Here is a 20,190-nt window from a genome sequence, read left to right as displayed (position 1 = left end):
TGGGGTAACTCCGCTCGTCCTACGGACTCGCTCCGTTACCCCACACGGTACTTGAACTTGATTCTCTGAACTTAAACTTGTATTATCTACTGACATTTCTAAAGTGCTCTACATACTGACATTTCTAAGGAGTTACTACACGTCCCGAAAATTTTCAGGACGGGGTTATAGAAAAATCTTGCTGTTACTTTTTCATCTCAGGAAGATTCTTTGCAAGTCGTGCAATTATTCCTTTTGATTTTTTTGACGGGTCAATCTTCTTCAGCGGTTCATCTCCATGTTTTCGTTTTATCCATTCTTGTTGAGCGATTGAAAGAAGGTTAAACATGAAGTAGTAAAGATTCAACCCGGAAGGAAATGAATTGAATAATAATGTCATTAACACCGGCATCATCCAAACCATCATTTTTTGTCGCGGGTCTTGAACAGTCATTTTTTGTTGGATGAACATTGTAATTCCCATAAGAATTGCCAAACCGCTTACTTCTGTTATACCAAAAATCGGAATTGCAAATGGCAGTTTTGCTATGACATCAGGAATTGAAAGGTCTTTTATCCACCAAATAAATTCTGCCTGGCGTAGTTCGATTGTTGAGCGAAACACAGACCAAAGTGCATATAAAATCGGCATTTGCAACAGCATCGGAAGACAGCCGCCCGCCGGATTTACACCGTACTCTGAATACAGCCGCATAATCTGTACGTTCATTTTCTGTGGGTCGTCTTTATGCTTTTCCCGTAACTCTGTAATCATCGGTTGTAGTTTTTGCATTTTGCTCATTGATTGCAAACTACTCTTACTCAACGGATGCAAAAGTATTTTTATGATGATTGAAAATACAATCAACACAAAACCATAATTGGGAATGAACCAATTAAGAAATTGAAAAAGAGGAATGATAAACCACTCGGAAATTGGTCGAATGAGAAACGCCATTCCCAAACTCATCATTTGGTCAAGTTCTACATTATAACTTTTGATGATATCGAAATCGAGCGGACCTAAAAACAATGTGAGGCGTGAAGTCTCAACTTCTTTTCCGAGGAATTTCATACGCAATCCAACACTGTAATCTTCTTTCGCTCCTAGGTCAGGCATTGCTTTACGATTCCCTTCGATGAACGCTCCCTCGCTTTCTGCACCGTTCGGTATCATTGCTATGGCGAAATATTTGTTCCGTGTTCCAACCCATGCGACCTGTCCGGTTACATTTTGCTTTACCTCTTCGTTTACGTTTGCGGCATCTATTTCCGTAAGTTCACCACCTGCAAAGATTGATGCGTTTGCAAATCCTGATTCATCTACACTGTTATGTTCAGCATACTTCATCCCGGTTTCCCATGTAACCTGATATTCGAAATCGGAAATTATTGTCTCCATGTTTTCGAATCGGTATGCTACGCTCACATCATACTTGTTTCCATAGAACGTCAGAGTTTTTACAATCCGACTTTTATCATTGATATTCAAAGCATAATCAATGTTTAGTGAGTCTGAACCTGTCAGTTTAATGTTCTGAAAGTTCGTGTAAGTCGTTGTAAAGTAAAGGCTTTTCGTGTTGACCACCTTGCCCTCACTCGTTGAGAAAAGAAGATGAAAGTCCCCTCCTTTTGTTTCATCAATCAGGTTAACTGGAAGTTTATCCCACGTTTTGAACTTGCTGAGTTCCCACGACTTCAGACTTCCTCCTTTGTTTGAAATCTTCGCTTTGTATAATTCCGTTTCAACAAAAAGTGTTTTCCTCTCTCCTGAAACGAGTGGTGCAAAATAATTGCCGAGGGTATCTTGCGCTGTAAGTGTGTCTGTCGTTACCGTTTGAACTGGTTGTTTCAAACTATCGGGTTTTGTCTGAACGGCAGTTGTATCATGAGCTACTTGTTGTGGTGGTTTCGGCGGCGGCGCGGTGATGTACATCCACACCATTAAAATGATACCGATGAGAACAAACGCAATGACTGTATTTCTATCCATAGTTACTTTCTAAAAACTTTTTTCATGGGACGGGGTCGTATCCTCCGGGGTGCAACGGATGACAACGAAATATTCTTTTTACTGCTAACGAAAACGCTTTGAAGAAGTTATGCTTTTGAAACGCTTCTAATGCATACGATGAACACGTCGGATAAAACCTGCATGTGTTGGCGGGCAAGAGTGGAGAAATCAATTTCTGATAAGCACGAATTGCAAAAATCATGAACGAATTAAACACGCCCATCAATGAATGCAGAAATTGTTTCTAATAACGTAATTATATCATCCTGGATGAATGCAAAGGAGGGAAGCGGAGCGTCCTGTTTACGGGGAAATGTATAAATAAACAAAATTTGTATTTGCTTTGATAAATCGTGGTGTACATTGAGAAGCAGTGATTTGTTGAGTCTATACGATTCTCTCATTAGCCGACGGATTCTGTTCCGGTCAACCGCTTTTGCGAGTAACTTTTTGTTTACAGAAAAAGCGACTGCGAACTGTTTAACAGAATGATGTTCCTCCCTTGATTGTATTGCCACATAGCAGCGAAGAAACTTTCCTTCGAACTTCTTGCTATTTCTTACAAGGTGCTCAAAATTCTTCTTGCCCCTCAAAATTTCAGATTTTTTGAGAGTAGCACGCACACAGGTAAAAACCGGTTACTTCTCGTCGCTGACGGTAAGTTTCCAACGACCTTTTGCTCGGCGGCTTGCAAGCACTCTTCTGCCGTTCTTTGTTTTCATCCGTTCGCGAAATCCGTGTTTATTCTTGCGCTTGCGATTGCTTGGTTGAAATGTTCTTTTCATGACTTTTCTTAAATATCTATTACCAATAGGGAAAAAAAGAGGAACACGTGAAATGTTCCTCAGCGTTTGTTTAAACGCGGGCTAAAAATATGAATTTCCCTGCTCAAAACCAAACAGATTTTTTTCCTGAAAGAGGTGTTGCGATGAATTTGTTTTCTTTGTATAATCGGAATACACAAGCACCAATTTTTTATGTTGATAACCTGTGGATAACTTTTATTTCTTTGAAAAATGATTTGTTTTCAAAGCGTTCTCTGTGTAAATATGCTTAAAGTAATTTGTTAATAACTCCGAGTTCGCTATTACTCAGCATTGCATTTTTGAAAGAAAAATAAGTTCTCTTGAAGCCTTTGTCAACTCGAATTGTTTTGTTCGCTTCTGTGTAAAAGTTGTTCACATAGTTGTTAACACAATGTGGATAATTCAACTATTCCCGTTAACTTATTTACCTGTAACGAATTAGAAACATGGAAACTCAAGAACTTAGTATGAATATCTCTTCTGAGATAGAAAAACATACAAAGACTGCCGTATTAGATCTCTCCGCTCAACAGATTTGGCAGGATTGCCTTAACATCCTCCGAAGTAAGTTGAGCAATTTGAACTTCAAAACATGGATAGAACCTATTATTCCTCTGAAAATAGAGCAAAGTAATTTTTTTCTTCAGGTTCCAAGCCCGTTTTTCTTTGAATGGATTGAAGAGCATTTTTACAAAACCATCAGCGATTCGCTCGCTCAGGCGTACGGAAAAGAAATTCCTGTTCAGTATATCATCTCTCAAGACGAAGATACACTGAACGAAAATCTTACTCCCGCCCCTTCTGTTTTTTCTTCTCCTCGCCTTGATGAAACACAAGTTCCGCGGGTTTCAACTAATCAGATTCACATTACTCCAAAACCACAATTTGAATCCGGCTTGAATCCAAAATATAAATTCGACCATTATGTAAAAGGCGAGAGTAATCAATTCGCTCTTGCCGCCGCTCTTGCCGTTGCAAATAATCCCGGAGGAACATCGTTCAATCCGTTGGTGGTGTACGGTGGTGTTGGATTGGGAAAAACACATCTTGTTCAATCAATCGGAAATCAGGTTGTTCGTTCCGGCAAACCGACAAGAGTATTGTACATCTCAAGTGAAAAGTTTACAGTAGATTTTGTTGATGCGATTCAGAAAAATAACATTGCCGATTTTTCCAACTTCTACGGCAATGTTGACCTCTTAATTGTGGATGATATTCAATTTTTCGCGGGAAAAGAAAAAACACAGGATTATTTCTTTCACATCTTCAACGCCTTACATCAACAAGGAAAGCAAATTGTACTCTCGTGCGACCGTTCTCCGAAAGAACTGAAAGGATTGAACGATAGGTTGATTTCCCGTTTTCAATGGGGATTAACGACCGATGTTCAGCCGCCTGACCTTGAGACACGCATTGCAATCCTTAAAACCAAGAGTTCTACTGAAAATATTGAAATTTCACACGAAGTAATAGAATTCGTTGCCTCCAATGTTACAACGAACATTCGCGAACTTGAGGGATGTTTGATTGGAATTACCGCACGAGCATCGTTAGAGAAACGAGTAATTGATATTGACCTTGCAAAAGATGTTATTCGCTCGGTGATTGGTGAATTCCGAACCCACATCACAATTGAAGATATCCAACGGCTTGTGAGTCAACAGTTCAGTATTCCTGAAGATTTGTTGCGTGGAAAAACTCGCAAGCAAGAAGTCGTTACGCCGCGACAAATTGCAATGTATCTTTCAAAGGAATTAACAAATTCATCGCTCAATACAATTGGTTTACATTTCGGAGGACGAGACCACAGCACCGTCATTCATGCATATCAAACAGTAGAAGATAACATGAAAAACGACGCTAAGCATCGTCAATTAGTTCTCTCTCTTAAATCAAAATTAGAAAGCAGATTATAGACGTAGCACACCGTGGATAACTTGTTGGCAGGTGAAGTATTTCTCTTGATAGTTTCCCAATAGTGTGTTGACAAGTTCGGTAGTTTTTTCTTCTTGTCAGATGTTTGTGGATTGTGTCTATAACTAAGCTAATCATCCACATCCCATTCACAAAACAAAACTCTCATTCTTCTACAAACGAAACAGGGAATGACATATCCTCCAAGTTATCAACATATTCACAAACATATTAATACAATCATTTTTAAAGAAATCTCTCTCTTATAATATATTATAGCACAATATGTTACAGTGATTTTGATATTGTAAGTCACCTAAAAAATGCGTACTTTCTTCACGCATTTTTATCACCAATTTTCTCTTAGGAGTTTATTTTACATGAAATTTTCCGTATCTACATCAGACCTCCAAAAACATTTAGGAAGCATCAGTGGAGTAATTCCGGCAAAGTCCACGTTACCGATTTTAGAAAATTTTCTTTTTGAACTTTCCGGCAATGAGTTAGAGATAACCGCTACTGACCTTGAAATGTACACGACAATTAAATTGAATGTTGAAGGCAACGATAAGGGTAAGTTCGTTATTCCGGCTAAACGACTTTTAGAGACAATTCGCTCACTTACCGACCCGACAGTGAAGTTTGATGTTGATACCGACACGTTTAAAATTGTGATGAAAACGGAGAATGGAGAATATAAACTCACGGGTGAATCAAACGAGAATTATCCGTCACTTCCTGACTTCAAAGGAGAAAAGGAACTGAAAATCGGGAGCGATATTCTTCGGAGATTAATTGCAAAAACGGAATTTGCTGTTAGCAGTGATGAACTCAGACCGGCAATGACAGGCGTGTTATTTCAAATGCGACCGGAAGAAATTTGTGCGGTTTCTACCGATGGTCATCGTCTTGTAAGGATGAGAGAAACAACATTCAAATCAAAACATAAATCTACAGACGTTATCATTCCGGCGAAAGCGCTTAAATTGATTGCAAAGAGTCTCGAAGAGTCAGAGGGAACCGTTCTCTTTAATGAATCGCACATCAAATTTACACTCGGCAGTCTTATTCTGATTACGCGGCTTATCGAGGAGAAGTATCCGAACTACGAAAGTGTTATTCCTCAGGATAACAATAAGAAACTTTCGGTCAATAAAAATCAACTTCTTTCTTCGGTGAGAAGAACTGCATTGTTTGCAAACTCAACAACACGGCAAGTTCGTTTCTCTCTGAAAAGTAATTCCATGTCCGTCTCTGCTGAAGATATTGATTTCGGAAGTGAAGCAAACGAAACGCTCACATGCGATTACAATGCAGACGATATGGAAATTGGTTTCAACGCAGGATATGTTGTTGATGTGTTATCACATATTGATAGTGATGAAGTGGTGTTTATGCTCAATACATCAACACGCGCAGTAACAGTTATGCCGCCAACTCAGAAGGAAGGCGAAGATATTTTAATGTTGGTGATGCCCGTTCGTTTGAACGCTTGAAGGTGAACCGTGAATGCGTCTGACGACACTTCGGGTACAAAATTTTCGGAATCACGCCGAATCGGTTTTTGAATTCGGTAACAACGCCAATCTTTTTTTAGGAGAGAACGGACAAGGAAAAACAAATATCCTCGAAGCAATTTCGTATCTCTGTCTGACGAAAAGTTTTTACGCAAGCAGTGATGCAGTTGCCCTGCGACTCGGAACAGAATTCTTCGAGCAGGAAGGAATGTTCGTTTCGGAGTCGGGCAACGAAAACAAAGTCCGCGTCGCATACGATAGACAACAATCTCAAAAAGCGTACTTCATCAACAAGAAATCGGTCGAACCGTTTTCTACCGTCATAGGAAAATTCCCGGTCGTTATTTGCTCGCCCGAACATAACCCGATTACATCCGGCGGGCCCGAAGAACGGCGCAGATTTGCCGATTTTGTGATTTCTCAAGCAAGTTCTGTCTATTTAAAAGCGTTGATGGAATACCGCCGGGTCATCAAGCAACGAAATAAAATTTTGCTCGATGCCCGAATCGGAAACATGAGTCCAGCGGGATTGCTTGAATCGTGGGATGAACAACTTCTCCAACACGGTGCGACAATCACGCACCGGCGAAAATTATTTGTTGATGGATTCAAACATATTCTTCATTCATCGTATCACGAACTTATTGGGAGTGAAGAAGAGCCGCAGATTGAATATTCTCCGTTTGCAGAATCGTTCTTGTCTGAAGATGATTGCCGGGTGTTGTTGAAAACTTCGTTGGCGCAAAATCGAAAAGAAGAATTGCGTGTCGGTTCAACTCTTACAGGTCCGCACAGAGATGAGTTTGTTTTCACCATCAACGGGCTTGACTTACGAAAGTACGGTTCGCAAGGTCAGCATAAAACCTTTTTGGTTGGATTGAAGTTAGGCGAGTTTTTCTATTTGAAAAATCTCTGCAACGAAACGCCGTTGCTGTTACTCGATGATATTTTCAGTGAGTTGGATGAACGCCGCTCGAAACGGCTGTTGGATTTTGTCGGAACAATCAGTCAAACATTTATCACCTCGACCTCGGTGAAATGGTTTGAACCGTTTGTAGAGTTCAATCATACAAACAGGAAATTTTTTATTAAAAGCGGCTCAGTTGTTCCGGAAGAGAAAGCGATTGTTGCATGAGAGCATCGGCGCCGAAACAACTTGGCGGTGTTCTCGAATCGGTTATTCAAAACCTTGGACTCGGACAACGACTTAAGAAAGCAGAAGCGCTCGACCGGTGGAGCGAAATCGTTGGAGAACAAATTGCACGCGTAACCGTTCCGGTTCGAGTTGAAGGTGATACGTTAGTTGTTCATGTCACTTCATCGGTGTGGCGGAACGAGTTGGTGTTTCTCAAACGAGAGTTGATTACAAAAATCAACAAATCGGTACAAAAAGATTTAATCAAGGATATAATTTTTCGATAAGAAATCGAACAAAAAATGAAATCAGAAAAAGAAAATAAGAAAAAACAAGAAGGCGAATACACTGCGGACGACATTACCGTTCTTAAAGGACTTGAGCCGGTCCGTCAGCGCCCCGCCATGTACATTGGTGATGTATCCACACGCGGGCTTCATCATCTTGTGTATGAAGTTGTGGATAACTCGATTGACGAAGCGCTTGCCGGCTATGCTCACAATATTAATGTGAGTATCAATAAAGACGGTTCAATAACGGTCGTTGATGACGGGCGCGGAATCCCGACGGGAATACACGCTGAAGAAAAACGTTCGGCGCTTGAAGTCGTTATGACGGTTCTGCATGCAGGCGGGAAGTTCGATAAAAGCACGTACAAAGTTTCCGGCGGTTTGCACGGCGTCGGTGTTTCGGTGGTGAACGCTCTTTCCGAGTGGCTTGAAGTGGAAGTTTCGCGTGAAGGAAAATTGTGGTTTCAGAAATTCAAACAGGGAAATCCTGTCGAACCGGTGAAAGTTATCGGCAAAGCAGAAGGAAGGAAAACAGGAACAAAGGTTACCTTCCTTCCCGACGGTACGATTTTTAAAAACCGAACATATAAATTTGAAACACTTGCTGAACGGCTGCGCGAACTCGCGTTCCTCAATCCCGACGTTGTTCTCACCATCAAAGATTTGCGTAAAGGACAGGAACAGGAAGAAGAATTTCATTTCAAAGGGGGATTGATTGAGTTTGTAAAATATATTGATTCAACCCGTCCCTCGTTGTTGAAAAAATCGTTCTATGCAAAAGGACAGGACAAGGATGAAAACGGACGGGTGGTCGAAGTTGAAGTCGCGTTTCAATACAACGACCAATACAACGAAAATATTTTCACCTATGTCAACAACATCAATACGCATGAAGGCGGAACGCACCTTATCGGGTTCCGCACAACGCTTACCCGCACACTGAATAGTTTTGCATCGAAAAATAATCTTGTAAAAGAAAACAGCGTTCAACTTACCGGCGATGATTTCCGCGAAGGATTGACGGCGGTAATCAGCGTGAAAGTTCCGGAGCCGCAGTTTGAAGGACAAACAAAAACAAAACTCGGTAACAGCGAAGTGAAGGGAATTGTTGAAGGAGTTGTAGGCGAACATCTTGCAACGTGGCTCGATGAAAATCCGCCCGATGCGAAACGGATTATTGAAAAGTGTTTACGCGCGGCAGAAGCGCGGGAAGCCGCCCGCAAGGCACGCGAACTTGCGCGCAGGAAAAACGCGCTCGAATCTTCAACGCTTCCCGGCAAACTTGCCGATTGTTCCATTGAAGACCCGGAACACTGCGAACTTTACATTGTAGAAGGAGATTCCGCAGGCGGCTCGGCTAAGCAAGGACGCGACAGAAGATTTCAAGCAATCCTTCCCATTAAAGGAAAAATTCTGAACGTGGAAAAATCGCGGATGCATAAAATTCTTGAGAACGAAGAAATCCGTTGTATCTTTCAGGCAATCGGAACAGGCGTGGGCGAAGATTTCAGTTCAGCAAAATTGCGCTACGGGAAAATCATCATCATGTGCGATGCCGACGTGGACGGTTCACACATTCGCACACTCTTGTTGACACTCTTCTTCCGCCACATGAGAGAACTGATTGACCTCGGGCATGTGTATATCGCACAGCCGCCGTTGTACAAAGTCAAAAAAGGAAAACAGGAACATTACGCGTTCGATGATGAAGAGCGGGATGAAATCATCAAACGATTAAAGGGAGAAAAGAAAAAAGACACAGAGAAAGAAGAAGCAACGGTTGAAGTTGTGGAAGGAGAAGAAGTTATTGTTAACTCGAGCGGGATGGCTATCTCCCGTTTCAAAGGGTTGGGTGAAATGAATCCCGAACAACTGTGGTCAACAACGATGAACCCCGAAACACGAACCGTGTTACAGGTAGCGATTGAAAACGCCGCGGATGCCGACCGAACATTTTCCATATTGATGGGAGATGAAGTTGAACCGCGCCGTGCATTCATAGAGAAGAATGCGAAGTATGTACGGAATCTTGATGTGTGATTATATGTATGTGAGTATATAGTATTTGAGTAGTTGAGATTAAAGATAAAGCATGATAAGAAATCCGGAAGAAGTAGAGCGAATGAGAAGAAGGCAAGAGCGCGAGCATCCTTTGACTATCGAACAAAAATATGCTCTTCTTGATTCGATGTATGAAGAAGTAAAATCGCTCGGCAAATTGAAGACGAATAACGGAGAAGATGATTTGAGCCATTTGATTGCCATAGCAAGGAAATTGAATGTCGGTATTTGAAAAACTCCTCTCGAGAATCGTGCCTTTGCTTGATCGAGAAAACATTCCGTATATGGTAATTGGTGGTCAAGCGGTCATTGTTCACGGCGAACCGCGCTTTACGAAAGATATAGATATTACGCTTGGAATTGACACAAACGAAGCAGAACGAGTATATAAAATAGCTCAAGAACTTTCGCTTGAACCGAGGAAGGGCGTAACAAAGGAGTTTGTGATACGAAATGCTTTATTCAGCGTGGAAGAAAAAGAGACGAACGTTGTTGTTGATTTTATCTTCTCATTTATGCCGTACGAGAGAGAAGCGATTCAACGAACGGTGACGGTCCGACTCGGGAATACAAACGTACGATTTGCGACCGCTGAAGATACGATTATACATAAACTGTTTGCCGGAAGACCGCTCGATATTCAAGACATAAAAGGTATTATTAATACAAACCGAAATCTTGACACAACGTACGTAAAAAAATGGTTGAAGGAATTTTCAATGAATTCAGAAAGAAACTTGGTGAAAGAGTATGATGAAATTGAAGAAGAAGTACAAGGTTTGTAATTAAGAATACGCGAGGTTTGTATGTCATCAAGATGTTTAATAATTAGATTATCGAATAGTTTCTAATGGAATGAAATATGAAGAAAGTATCGTTTGCAGAATTTGTCAAAGAAGTCCTCAAGAACGCGCGTTACAAAGAAGGAGTGAATGAAAAATGTATTATAGGCATCGCCCCGGATTTGCCGGGTTGCATGACGCAAGCAGATAATTTTGAAGATGCCCGGGCAAATCTTATTGATGCAATAGAATTATGGGTAACTTCTGCATTGAAGGATGGGGATCCGATTCCCGCTGTTAACGGACGAAGTTTGATTACCGCCGTGAACAGATTAAGCAAATCAAGAAAAAATTTTGTTCATGCCTAAAATTCCACCTTGCTCACGGTCTGAGTTAGTGAAAAAACTGAAGAATCTCGGGTTCCAGGGTCCATTTCCCGGTGGAAAACATGAATATATGAAGCGTGAAAAATTTCGGTTGACAATTCCCAACCCGCACGGAAAACAAATAGATAGTATTTTCATCAAGGAATTGTTGCGGCAAGCAGAGATTGATGTAGATGAATGGTTAAATAGATAGATCGTCGAAAAGAAAAAAATGATTTACAATTTAAACTGCTAAGAATAAACAACAAAAGAACAACAGTCAACCGACAACCAAGAACGAAGAACTAAGAGAATGGCAACATTAAGCGAAAAAATAGTCCCCGTAGATATTGAAGACGAAATGAAGGGCTCGTACATTGATTACGCGATGAGCGTAATCGTGTCAAGAGCATTACCCGATGTGCGTGACGGATTAAAACCCGTTCATCGCCGCGTGCTGTTCGGAATGAGTGACCTCGGACTTGCGAGCAATCGGGCGTATAAAAAAAGCGCGCGTATCGTCGGAGAAGTGCTTGGTAAATATCACCCGCACGGAGATTCGGCGGTGTATGATACGATGGTTCGTATGGCGCAGGATTTTTCTCTCCGCTATCCGCTTGTGGATGGACAAGGAAACTTCGGCTCGATGGATGGAGACGCGCCCGCGGCAATGCGTTACACAGAGGCGCGGCTTTCCCGTATCGCAGAAGAAATGCTTCGTGACTTAGACAAAAACACGGTGGATTTCGCCCCGAACTTTGACGACACGCTGAAAGAACCGACCGTTATGCCCGCGCAGATTCCGAATCTTCTCGTCAACGGAAGTTCAGGAATTGCAGTCGGCATGACGACAAACATTCCTCCACACAATCTTACCGAAGTGATTGATGGTTGCATCGCGGTGATTGATAACCCCGCGCTTCCCGAAGAAAAGTTGATGAAGATTATCAAAGCGCCCGATTTCCCGACCGGCGGAATTATCTATGGTTACGACGGAGTGAAGGATGCGTATAAAACAGGGCGCGGGAAAATTATTGTTCGTGCGAAAGCGAACATCGAAACAGGAAAAGGAGACCGGCAGAGAATTATCGTCACCGAAGTTCCGTATCAGGTCAACAAAGCATCGTTGATTGAGAAGATTGCAGAACTCGTCCGGGAAAAGAAATTAGAAGACATCTCCGGCGTGAATGATGAATCCGACAGAGACGGATTGCGTGTCGTGATTGATTTGAAACGCGATGCCGATGCGGAAGTTGTGCTGAACAATCTTTACAAACACACGCAACTTCAGACAACATTCGGCGTTATCATGCTTGCGTTGGTTGACGGACGCCCGCAAACGCTGACACTCCGACAGATTATTGACCACTTCATCAAGCACAGAAATGAAGTTGTCGTTCGCCGCGCGAAGTACGATTTGGATGAGGCGGAGAAACGCGCTCATTTACTCGAAGGATATATTATCGCGCTCGATAATATTGATGAAGTCATCCGTGTCATCAAAAAATCGAAAGATGTTCCGACGGCGCAGGAACAGTTGATGAAGCGATTCAAACTTTCCGAGATACAGGCGAAAGCGATTCTTGACATGCGCTTGCAACGGCTTACCGGTCTTGAACGGAAAAAGATTGAAGAAGAGTACAAAGAGACGATTAAACTCATCGAGAAGTTGAAAGCAATTCTTGCAAGCAAAAAATTACAGATGCAAATCATCAAAGAAGAATTGCAGGAAATCAAAAAGAAATATGGGGATGAACGCCGGACGGAAATCATCTACAAAGCGGAAGAGTTCAGCATTGAAGATATGATTGCGCAGGAAGATGTCGTTATCACGGTCAGCCACGGCGGATTCATTAAACGTTTCCCTGTTTCCAACTACAGGCGGCAAGCCCGTGGCGGAAAAGGAGTTACAGGCGCGACTACGAAGGAAGATGATTTTATTGAACAAATGTTTATCGCCTCGACGCACAATTATATTTTATTCTTCACAGATAAAGGTCGGTGTTATTGGTTGAAGGTGTTCGAGATTCCCGAAGCGGGACGAATGGCGCGCGGGAAATCCATCGTCAACCTTGTTCACAAACAATCGGATGAAAAAATCACCGCGTTTGTTTCCGTCGCACAGTTTGATGACGACCACTATGTTGCTATGTTCACCGAACAGGGTTTGATTAAAAAGACGGCGCTTTCGGAATACAGCAACCCGCGTAAAAACGGTATTGCCGCAATCAAATTACAAAAGGGAGACCAACTGATTGATGTAAAACTCACCGATGGAAAATCCGACATCGTTATCGGAACGAACAAGGGAGTTGCAATTCGTTTCCATGAATCAGAAGCGAGACCGATGGGACGAACAGCGAGCGGCGTTCGAGCCATCAGGTTAGAGAAGAAAGATAAAGTCGTCGGCGCAGTAGCGGCGCGAAGACAAACGACAACAATTCTTGTCGTCTCGGAAGATGGTTTCGGAAAACGGAGTGACCTTGCCGATTACCGCGTTAGTCATCGCGGAGGCAAAGGCGTGTACACATTAAAGATAACCGAGAAAACAGGGAACATGGTTGCCATCAGGGAAGTGTTAGACAATGATGACATCGTTGTCGTAACATCGCAGGGCATTATCATCCGCCAACCAGCGAAGACAATTCGCGTTGCCGGACGGAACACGCAGGGCGTTCGCCTCATCCGTCTTGATGAGAAAGATAATGTTTCCGCGGTTGCCGCCGTTCCATCAGAGGAAGAAGAAAACGGCGCGAAAGAAATCGCGGGCGAAGGTGAACAGCAGACATTGTTTGAAGAGAAGAAACGCGGGAAGAAATAATGTTGAATATTCTACCCGCACCAATCCCTTCTGAATTGCATATTTAACCAACCCCGCGACATCGTGTACACCGAGCTTCTCTATAATGTTAGCTCGGTGAAACTCGACCGTGCGAACGCTGATAAAAAGTTTATCGGCAATTTGCTGGTTGGTGTTTCCTTCCGCTATCATCTGGAGGATTTCACGCTCACGCGGCGTCAGTTCAACTTCTTTTACTTTGTAATCGTGGGTATTTGATTGTTTGACGAACGAATCAATAATTATTTTTGAAATCGCCGGAGTAAAAAACTGTTCTCCTGAGTGAACCGTGCGTATCGCCTTCAGCAAATCTCCGGTTAAAGAATTTTTAAGAATATATCCGCTTGCCCCGCACTGTAACACCCGCTTGATGTATTCTTCATTGTCATACTGTGTGAGGATTAGAACATTGACTCCCGCGTGATGCTTTTTAATACGATACGTCGCCTCGATGCCGTTCATGTTCGGCATACTAATATCCATTAAAACAATATTGGGAGAAAGCGTTCGAACTTTTTCTATTGCATCCAATCCATCCTCTGCCTCGCCTACGACATGAATGTCGGTTTGATTATTCAACAGCGCGACGATTCCCGCGCGCACAACATGGTGGTCATCTACAATTAGGACTTTTATTTTTGAGGATTTCATTCCGGGTAATTTTGTTAATGAATTGCTTTGTGTGGCGATGTATTCGGTGAGAGTAGCTCGGGGATGACAGTGTTATTCCGTAGAGGAATTTCAATCATGATTTCTGTTCCATGGTGAGGAGCGGATTCGACGCGAAATGTTCCTCCGAAGAATTCCACGCGCTCTCGCATGTTTCGTAAACCATGGTGAACCCCGTCGGCATCCTGCACGTGTTCGCGCCGGACAAATCCTTTTCCGTTATCTGCAACAATAAGTGCAAGCACACCATCACGGATAAGAAACTGAATTGTCACTTTTGTCGCGTTCGCGTGTTTGGCAACATTCGCGAGTAATTCCTGAACGATGCGGAAAAGACTCGTCTCAATCATCGAATCGAACCGTGCTTCATAAAAGGGAAGATGGAGGTCAATGGCAATGCCCGTCCGCCGTTCAAAATTCGCCGAGTGAAGTTTGATTGCCGCTTTCAATCCGAAATCATCGAGAATGGTCGGACGAAGGTCGTTTGCAAGATGTTTCGCTTCTGCCTCGGCTTCATTGGCAAGTGTTAGGACCTCCTGTAAATAGGTCATTGCTTTTTCCTGTTCTGCGTCAAAACTTTTTATCGTCAGTTCGGTATTAATCTTCAACATTGTTAACACCTGGCTCAACCCGTCGTGGATTTCCCGTGCGAAACGCTTGCGTTCTTCCTCTTGTAAGCGTACCATTGCGTGAGACATCTCGCGTAGTTCCTGCTCGCGTTCACGGGCAGATTCATACAGGGTCGCGTTCTCTAAGGCAACACCGATTTGCTTGCCAAATGTTTGCAACATCAGTTTCAGTTCATCTGAAAACGGAAACGGTTGACGATGAATTATGCTTAAAACCCCAAGCAAACGCCCTTTCGAAACAAGGGGAAGTGTTGCAAATCCACGGATGTTTTCCATAGCGCGGAGTTTCGGGTCAAACATTAAATCATGGTTCGCATCATCTATAAAAATAGGCAAGCCGGTTTTTGCCGCCAAGCCCGTGTTTCCTTTTCCTATTTCCCAGCGGCGGACTTGTTCAAGAAACCCGGGAGAGAGTCCGTGAGAAAATTGTACGATTAAATCTTTACGCGCTTCGTCAACGAGATAAATAATTCCCGCGTCGAATCGTGTAACTTCCAGGACGACCGAGAGTGCGTTTTGTAATCGTTGGTCGAGTTGAAGCGATTGTGCAAGTCCAAACGAGAGACGTTGCATCGCGGAAATTTGTTCGTAGCGTCGTTGTAATTCTTCTTCCGTTTTTTTTCTGTCGGTAATGTCAATAAGCAGGAGGACGTATTCAGTTGTTCCGGTTTGATTATTCACCGACGGGGTTGCATCGACAAGAACCCACCGGGGAACCGCGCTTGAAGCATATATTTGAATTTCAAACGGCTGTCGTTCGTTCAAAGGCTGATGAAGTCGCTGCATCAACTGAGAACGGGAAGTTTCATCGCGAACAAACGTCGAAATATTCTTTCCAAGAATTTCATGCGGAGCAAAACCAAGCAAAGTTGCCGCGGGCGCGTTGACATACTTGATGATGTTTGTTCCGTCAACAGCGATGATTCCCTCGATCGCGCTTTCAACTATTTTCGTATAACGTTCTTCTGCGTGATGTAATTGTGAGTGGAAGTGTTGGCGGATATAATCAAGCATAAACACAACGCCGGAAAAAATGGCTGCTCGTTCAACGGAACTCCACAAAATCATGCCGAGTGAATTCGCTTCCCAGAGTTGAAGATTCACTTGCCAGACGAGAAGACAAAGGGCAACGATAAGCAAACCGGGAGTTCTCCCCCCGTACCATGTGACAAAGGCAATGGGAAGTAAATAAAAAAGTTTGAGAGAAATGTTCGGACCGGCAAAATGCGACGCGATACCAACGATGAGCGTCAGGATAATTCCAAGTGCAAGGAGATATGTTCGCGAAAACATTTGTTCGATAATGATGTAGAGAAGTTATGCTCAGTGTAAGTCGCCTAAGTATAAGGCATTAAATTTCAAAAATCAATTTTTTGCCTGCCGTGAAATAAAGAATGGATGCCTTTATCAGACATCCATTCTTGTTTCAGGAAGTTGGAGTTGGGTGGAAATTCACCAATTGCCGTTTCTTGATTAAAATGGTCTGTTCAGCCTCAAAAATACATGAACGGGTTCGGCAATATCCGTACGCCATGCAAAGCCGAGACGGATTTTTGCATCTCTTGAACCGACACCGAATCCCCAGTCGGATTTCAAATTATCGAACCGGAGAGTTTCGAATCCTTTATCGGATTTTTCATCACTTGCGACTGTATTCGCATAGCCCGCATCATAAAATAAAATCAAATTACAGTTGCGTAATAGCCACGACGGGAACACGTCCACCGCATCAAATATTTTTCCGTTCAACATATACTCGGCATTGAACAGTGCGATGCGGTTTCCTTGAAACTCTTTGTAACCGTACGCGGGCAATGTGCTGATGCCGCCGAGTTCGAACCATTTTTGCGGAGGAACATTGCCAGTCGCAGAAGCGGCACGCAATCGGAAGTTGAGATTTTCGTATTTGCTCAATGGCTGGTAGCGAATAAAATCAAACACGTAACGGTTGAATTCAAAATCGCCGCCGAATGATTTGCCTGCGACTTCCGCGCTCATCGCGACTTTCCATCCGGAAGTAAAATATGTGCGTTGTTGTTCCCGATGCATCTCGAACGAAGCAAGCGCGCTTTTCATTCTTCCTTCAAGTACTTGAGGATTATCTCTGAATGATTTATCTCCGCCAAAGAGTGACCAGTTCGTGTTCCAGTCGAGAGATTGATATTGGTCGCTTAGGTACGCAACGCGGAATTGCATGTCGGAACTTTTCCATTTGCCGAACAGACCGAACCATGCAGAAGCGCCTTCCCGCCCGTAGTAATCCCGGTAATCATCTCTCATAAAAAATGAAGTTAATGAGTTTTCCCCTTCGTCAATAATCCATTGGTCTTTCGAATCGGTGAGACTGTGTCCTTCGGCTCCGACTTCAATCAGCGTGCGTCCCATGCCGAATTGTTGAGAAATTCCTCCGTTGTAACGCCAGCGATGTGAGGCAAATCCGTAGCCGACAGAACCAAATAATGATATGGAACGCTCGTCCCACGAATAACGATTCGGGAAATTCATTCCAAGGAACAGGGCTTCAACGCGGTTATACCTGACAAAAAAGTTTTCATTATTGAGTTCCCATGGATATGAAACAAACGCCGCCTGATTCAGGCGAGAGTCGTTCGCCCCGGCGTAGAGCCTGCTTTCGGCAATTCGTTTCCTTCTCAAGAACCGTTCGTCGTTCGACCAATCTTCGAGGTCGTCATCTTCGTCTCTGTATTCGCGAGGTTCATCACTGAAGATGTACGTATCATATTTTTCATCGAATCGTGTGAACGCATCTTGCACAACCGAATCAATCATTGAATCAAACGAGTCAGACCGATCGTTTTCCTGACCAACAGAAATTCCTACAAGAACGAGTGTGCAGATGATAATTCCTAAAAGTGTAAACCATGTTTTCATTTATTTCATCCTTATTGTTCATTCTCTCTATATAAAGTTATTCCCCACATTGTCGGGTCGTCCGGCGCATCCATGTTCCAGTCGTTGTAAGAATGTGAATCGTCTGAAACATAGCGAAGGAGGTATTCGCCCTTTCTGAGAATAATGGTTGTGTTCACCATTCTGTTTTTGCGCGCTCCGCCGGCATGAAACGTCATCGAGTACGTCATTTCCCAAACAACTTCGCCCGTGTGCGCGTTTTCAATCCAACCATAATCAAACATCTCGCGGTTTTGTCCTTCGCCGAGTGCGTAGACACGAACGCGTGTCTCCTGTTCAAGTTTGAAGCGCTCACTATTATCTTCGCCGTCCCGTACCTGAATGATTTGTGCAAGCGCACTGTTTCGTTTTGGGGAAACATCTTTTTCCACAGACGCGGGATTAAATTTTTCTCCTTCTCCCATGATTGTGATTCCCCAATGTTTTTGGTCAACCGGCGCCGAAGCATTCCACTCATTGTATGCATGCGAGTCATCGGTTTTGTAATAGACAGTGTAAGTTCCATTGGGCAACGAAATCGTTTCATCAATCATTCTGTTCTTTGAACTGCCGCCAGCGTGTTCGGTTCGGTCGGCTTCCATTACCCAGACTTTCTCGCGGGTTTTCGCGTTGATAATCCAGGCATAATCAGCCATGGAACGATCGGAGAGCGAGCGTTCGCCGAGTGCATAAATACGTATTGAGGTTTCTTCTTTGAGATTGAACGATGAGTTACGTGTTTCATCATTTCCGATGCGCGATAACTCAACGATAATATTTTTGAAATCAGCCGCCTCACTCAACTTGAAGTTTGATTTATCTGTTGCATTGGTTGCCATCAGGGTGACTCCGTAATGGAACGGGTCGTTCGGTGGCGCAGAGTTCCAGTCGAGATACGAATGTGAGCCATCGGTAACGTACATCAAAACATAGTCCCCGGCATCGAGAGAAATTGTTTCGTCGCACTTCTTATTTTTCTTTGCGCCGCCTGCATGTGTGACGTTCTCTTCGCTCATTTCCCAGACGCGCTTGTGAGTCTTCGTGCTGACAATCCATCCGTAATCAACCAACTCATCGTCGTTCACTCCTTCGCCGAGCGCGTACACGCGAATCGTCGTCGGCTTGCCCAGAGAAAATCCCTGTTTCACATAATCATTCTCTCCGACTTTATGAGATTTATACAGAATGTTGGAAAATTCTTTTGGCGCGTTGAACGTCGTTTCATCAATGGTCGGGTCGGAAAGATAAATATCAATACCCCAATTCTTCACGCGCTTCTCCCAATCTTTGTAAAAATCGTCAGTGAAAAAATTGTAAAACCACGAGAACGGCCCCCATTCTTTTTTCATCTCTTTGGAATCCATTTTTTCCCGACGGTCAATATTTAACTCGATGTTTCCCAATCCGGATTTTTCCTGAAAACCATACGCGGCAAAATAAACCTCATAACTTCCGGCGGGTAATTGAACGCTGCCATCAAACAGACGGTCTTTGTTTTGATTTTCAGTATTCTCATAATTCATTACCCAGACACGTTCACGGGTTTCCGAGTTGAGTATCCAACCATACGCGAACAAATTGACGCGGTCAAAAAAGTCTCCGCTTTTTTTTCCACCACCCAAGGCATCAATATGAATGGTTGCAGGATGGGGGAGGGTGAATCCAGCGGCTTTCACTTCGACCTGTGAAAAATCTCTAAGCTGAATTAACAGCCGCTCGCCGGCGAATGCCTGGAGTGAAATGAGCAACGAGAGCAACGTAACGGTTACGCGTGCAATTCCCGGATGATGTTTATGGTTTTGTTTCATAGTTTTTATAGAAAATTCCCTTTTCATGGTACGGTTTCGGGGTATTGAAGTTTCAAAACCCGGCAAATGCTTTATTAATAGAGCGAACAATCCCGCATTCCGTTTTACTTTCGATAGCGAGATTGTGAGCGCCTTGCGCCATCCCGTTGGGACTTCGTCGCTTCGCTCGCGATGACCATCTGGCAACAAGCTCATTATGGGACGGACATTTTGTTCGAGGAAGATTCGGATTCTGCATTTTTGAAAATCTATTGAATCTGAACATCCCCGGCAACTTTTATCATAGGGAGACTGTTTAGTCTCGGCATGAAAAACGATATTCACGGGAATAATACTGTTCAACAAAATATATTCAAAGCAGAAAGGGCTTTGGCAAACTGTTTTCTTGCTATTGACAGACCTTTTTCCTATTTTTTCCGTGTAATCGTTGAGAGCAGAAGTCTCTCATAATAAATTCAACATTATCCACCTC

Annotated in this window: 18 protein-coding genes; 10 read left to right on the top strand and 8 right to left on the bottom strand. The window is 43.2% G+C overall.

The window, feature by feature from the left end; translation table 11 throughout:
* Nucleotides 1–184: 184 nt before the first annotated feature.
* From yidC to rpmH, 4 genes are read right to left on the bottom strand one after another with little or no spacing between them, the layout of a single operon-like run.
* Nucleotides 185–1,972 carry a membrane protein insertase YidC gene (gene yidC / locus HY960_14795; GenBank protein MBI5217020.1) on the bottom strand — a complete coding sequence of 596 codons (1,788 nt, stop codon included), beginning with the start codon at nucleotides 1,970–1,972 and terminating at the stop codon, nucleotides 185–187.
* A gap of 22 nt (nucleotides 1,973–1,994) precedes the next feature.
* Nucleotides 1,995–2,195 (bottom strand): membrane protein insertion efficiency factor YidD, encoded by a 201-nt coding sequence (gene yidD, locus HY960_14790; protein ID MBI5217019.1) that lies wholly within the window; start codon nucleotides 2,193–2,195, stop codon nucleotides 1,995–1,997.
* Nucleotides 2,196–2,202: 7 nt separating this feature from the next.
* Complete coding sequence (locus tag HY960_14785) at nucleotides 2,203–2,586, bottom strand: ribonuclease P protein component (GenBank protein MBI5217018.1); 384 nt, start codon at nucleotides 2,584–2,586, stop codon at nucleotides 2,203–2,205.
* 45 nt (nucleotides 2,587–2,631) lie between these two features.
* A complete protein-coding gene (rpmH, locus tag HY960_14780) occupies nucleotides 2,632–2,778 on the bottom strand; it encodes a 50S ribosomal protein L34 (GenBank protein ID MBI5217017.1) in 147 nt (48 codons plus the stop codon).
* A gap of 488 nt (nucleotides 2,779–3,266) precedes the next feature.
* Between rpmH and dnaA the strand changes: the two genes are divergently transcribed.
* From dnaA to gyrA, 10 genes are all read left to right on the top strand, one after another.
* Complete coding sequence (gene dnaA, locus HY960_14775; GenBank protein MBI5217016.1) at nucleotides 3,267–4,715, top strand: chromosomal replication initiator protein DnaA; 1,449 nt, start codon at nucleotides 3,267–3,269, stop codon at nucleotides 4,713–4,715.
* Between the two features lie 378 nt (nucleotides 4,716–5,093).
* A complete protein-coding gene (gene dnaN / locus HY960_14770; protein ID MBI5217015.1) occupies nucleotides 5,094–6,209 on the top strand; it encodes a DNA polymerase III subunit beta in 1,116 nt (371 codons plus the stop codon).
* A 13-nt stretch (nucleotides 6,210–6,222) separates the two neighbouring features.
* Nucleotides 6,223–7,365, top strand: a complete 1,143-nt coding sequence (gene recF / locus HY960_14765) for a DNA replication and repair protein RecF (GenBank protein ID MBI5217014.1) — start codon at nucleotides 6,223–6,225, stop codon at nucleotides 7,363–7,365.
* Nucleotides 7,362–7,652, top strand: coding sequence for a DUF721 domain-containing protein (locus HY960_14760; GenBank protein MBI5217013.1), 291 nt, complete (start codon nucleotides 7,362–7,364; stop codon nucleotides 7,650–7,652). The genes recF and HY960_14760 overlap by 4 nt, the downstream gene beginning before the upstream one ends.
* A gap of 15 nt (nucleotides 7,653–7,667) precedes the next feature.
* Nucleotides 7,668–9,695 carry a DNA topoisomerase (ATP-hydrolyzing) subunit B gene (gene gyrB, locus HY960_14755; protein MBI5217012.1) on the top strand — a complete coding sequence of 676 codons (2,028 nt, stop codon included), beginning with the start codon at nucleotides 7,668–7,670 and terminating at the stop codon, nucleotides 9,693–9,695.
* A 52-nt stretch (nucleotides 9,696–9,747) separates the two neighbouring features.
* Nucleotides 9,748–9,948, top strand: coding sequence for a hypothetical protein (locus HY960_14750; protein ID MBI5217011.1), 201 nt, complete (start codon nucleotides 9,748–9,750; stop codon nucleotides 9,946–9,948).
* A complete protein-coding gene (locus HY960_14745) occupies nucleotides 9,935–10,501 on the top strand; it encodes a nucleotidyltransferase (protein MBI5217010.1) in 567 nt (188 codons plus the stop codon). Before HY960_14750 ends, HY960_14745 begins: the two co-directional genes overlap by 14 nt.
* 77 nt (nucleotides 10,502–10,578) lie before the next feature.
* Nucleotides 10,579–10,866, top strand: coding sequence for a type II toxin-antitoxin system HicB family antitoxin (locus HY960_14740; GenBank protein MBI5217009.1), 288 nt, complete (start codon nucleotides 10,579–10,581; stop codon nucleotides 10,864–10,866).
* Complete coding sequence (locus HY960_14735) at nucleotides 10,859–11,077, top strand: type II toxin-antitoxin system HicA family toxin (GenBank protein ID MBI5217008.1); 219 nt, start codon at nucleotides 10,859–10,861, stop codon at nucleotides 11,075–11,077. The genes HY960_14740 and HY960_14735 overlap by 8 nt, the downstream gene beginning before the upstream one ends.
* A gap of 99 nt (nucleotides 11,078–11,176) precedes the next feature.
* Entirely contained in the window at nucleotides 11,177–13,684 is a 2,508-nt protein-coding gene (gyrA, locus tag HY960_14730) for a DNA gyrase subunit A (GenBank protein MBI5217007.1), read from the top strand.
* On the opposite strand, the gene HY960_14725 is transcribed toward gyrA, so the two are convergent.
* The 4 genes from HY960_14725 to HY960_14710 form a co-directional block, all read right to left on the bottom strand.
* Complete coding sequence (locus tag HY960_14725) at nucleotides 13,595–14,353, bottom strand: response regulator transcription factor (protein MBI5217006.1); 759 nt, start codon at nucleotides 14,351–14,353, stop codon at nucleotides 13,595–13,597. The two genes, gyrA and HY960_14725, sit on opposite strands and share 90 nt — an antisense overlap.
* Before the next feature lie 14 nt (nucleotides 14,354–14,367).
* Nucleotides 14,368–16,293: a PAS domain S-box protein gene (locus HY960_14720; GenBank protein ID MBI5217005.1), complete on the bottom strand. Its 1,926-nt coding sequence runs from the start codon at nucleotides 16,291–16,293 to the stop codon at nucleotides 14,368–14,370.
* 180 nt (nucleotides 16,294–16,473) lie between these two features.
* Nucleotides 16,474–17,892 carry a BamA/TamA family outer membrane protein gene (locus HY960_14715; GenBank protein MBI5217004.1) on the bottom strand — a complete coding sequence of 473 codons (1,419 nt, stop codon included), beginning with the start codon at nucleotides 17,890–17,892 and terminating at the stop codon, nucleotides 16,474–16,476.
* An 11-nt stretch (nucleotides 17,893–17,903) separates the two neighbouring features.
* Nucleotides 17,904–19,913, bottom strand: coding sequence for a hypothetical protein (locus HY960_14710; protein MBI5217003.1), 2,010 nt, complete (start codon nucleotides 19,911–19,913; stop codon nucleotides 17,904–17,906).
* Nucleotides 19,914–20,190: the final 277 nt, after the last annotated feature.

The organism is Ignavibacteriota bacterium, from assembly GCA_016212665.1.
Lineage (GTDB): Bacteria > Bacteroidota > Ignavibacteria > UBA10030 > SZUA-254 > FW602-bin19.
Note: the sequence above shows the minus strand (reverse complement) of the source record. Positions and strands in the feature narration are given on the sequence as shown.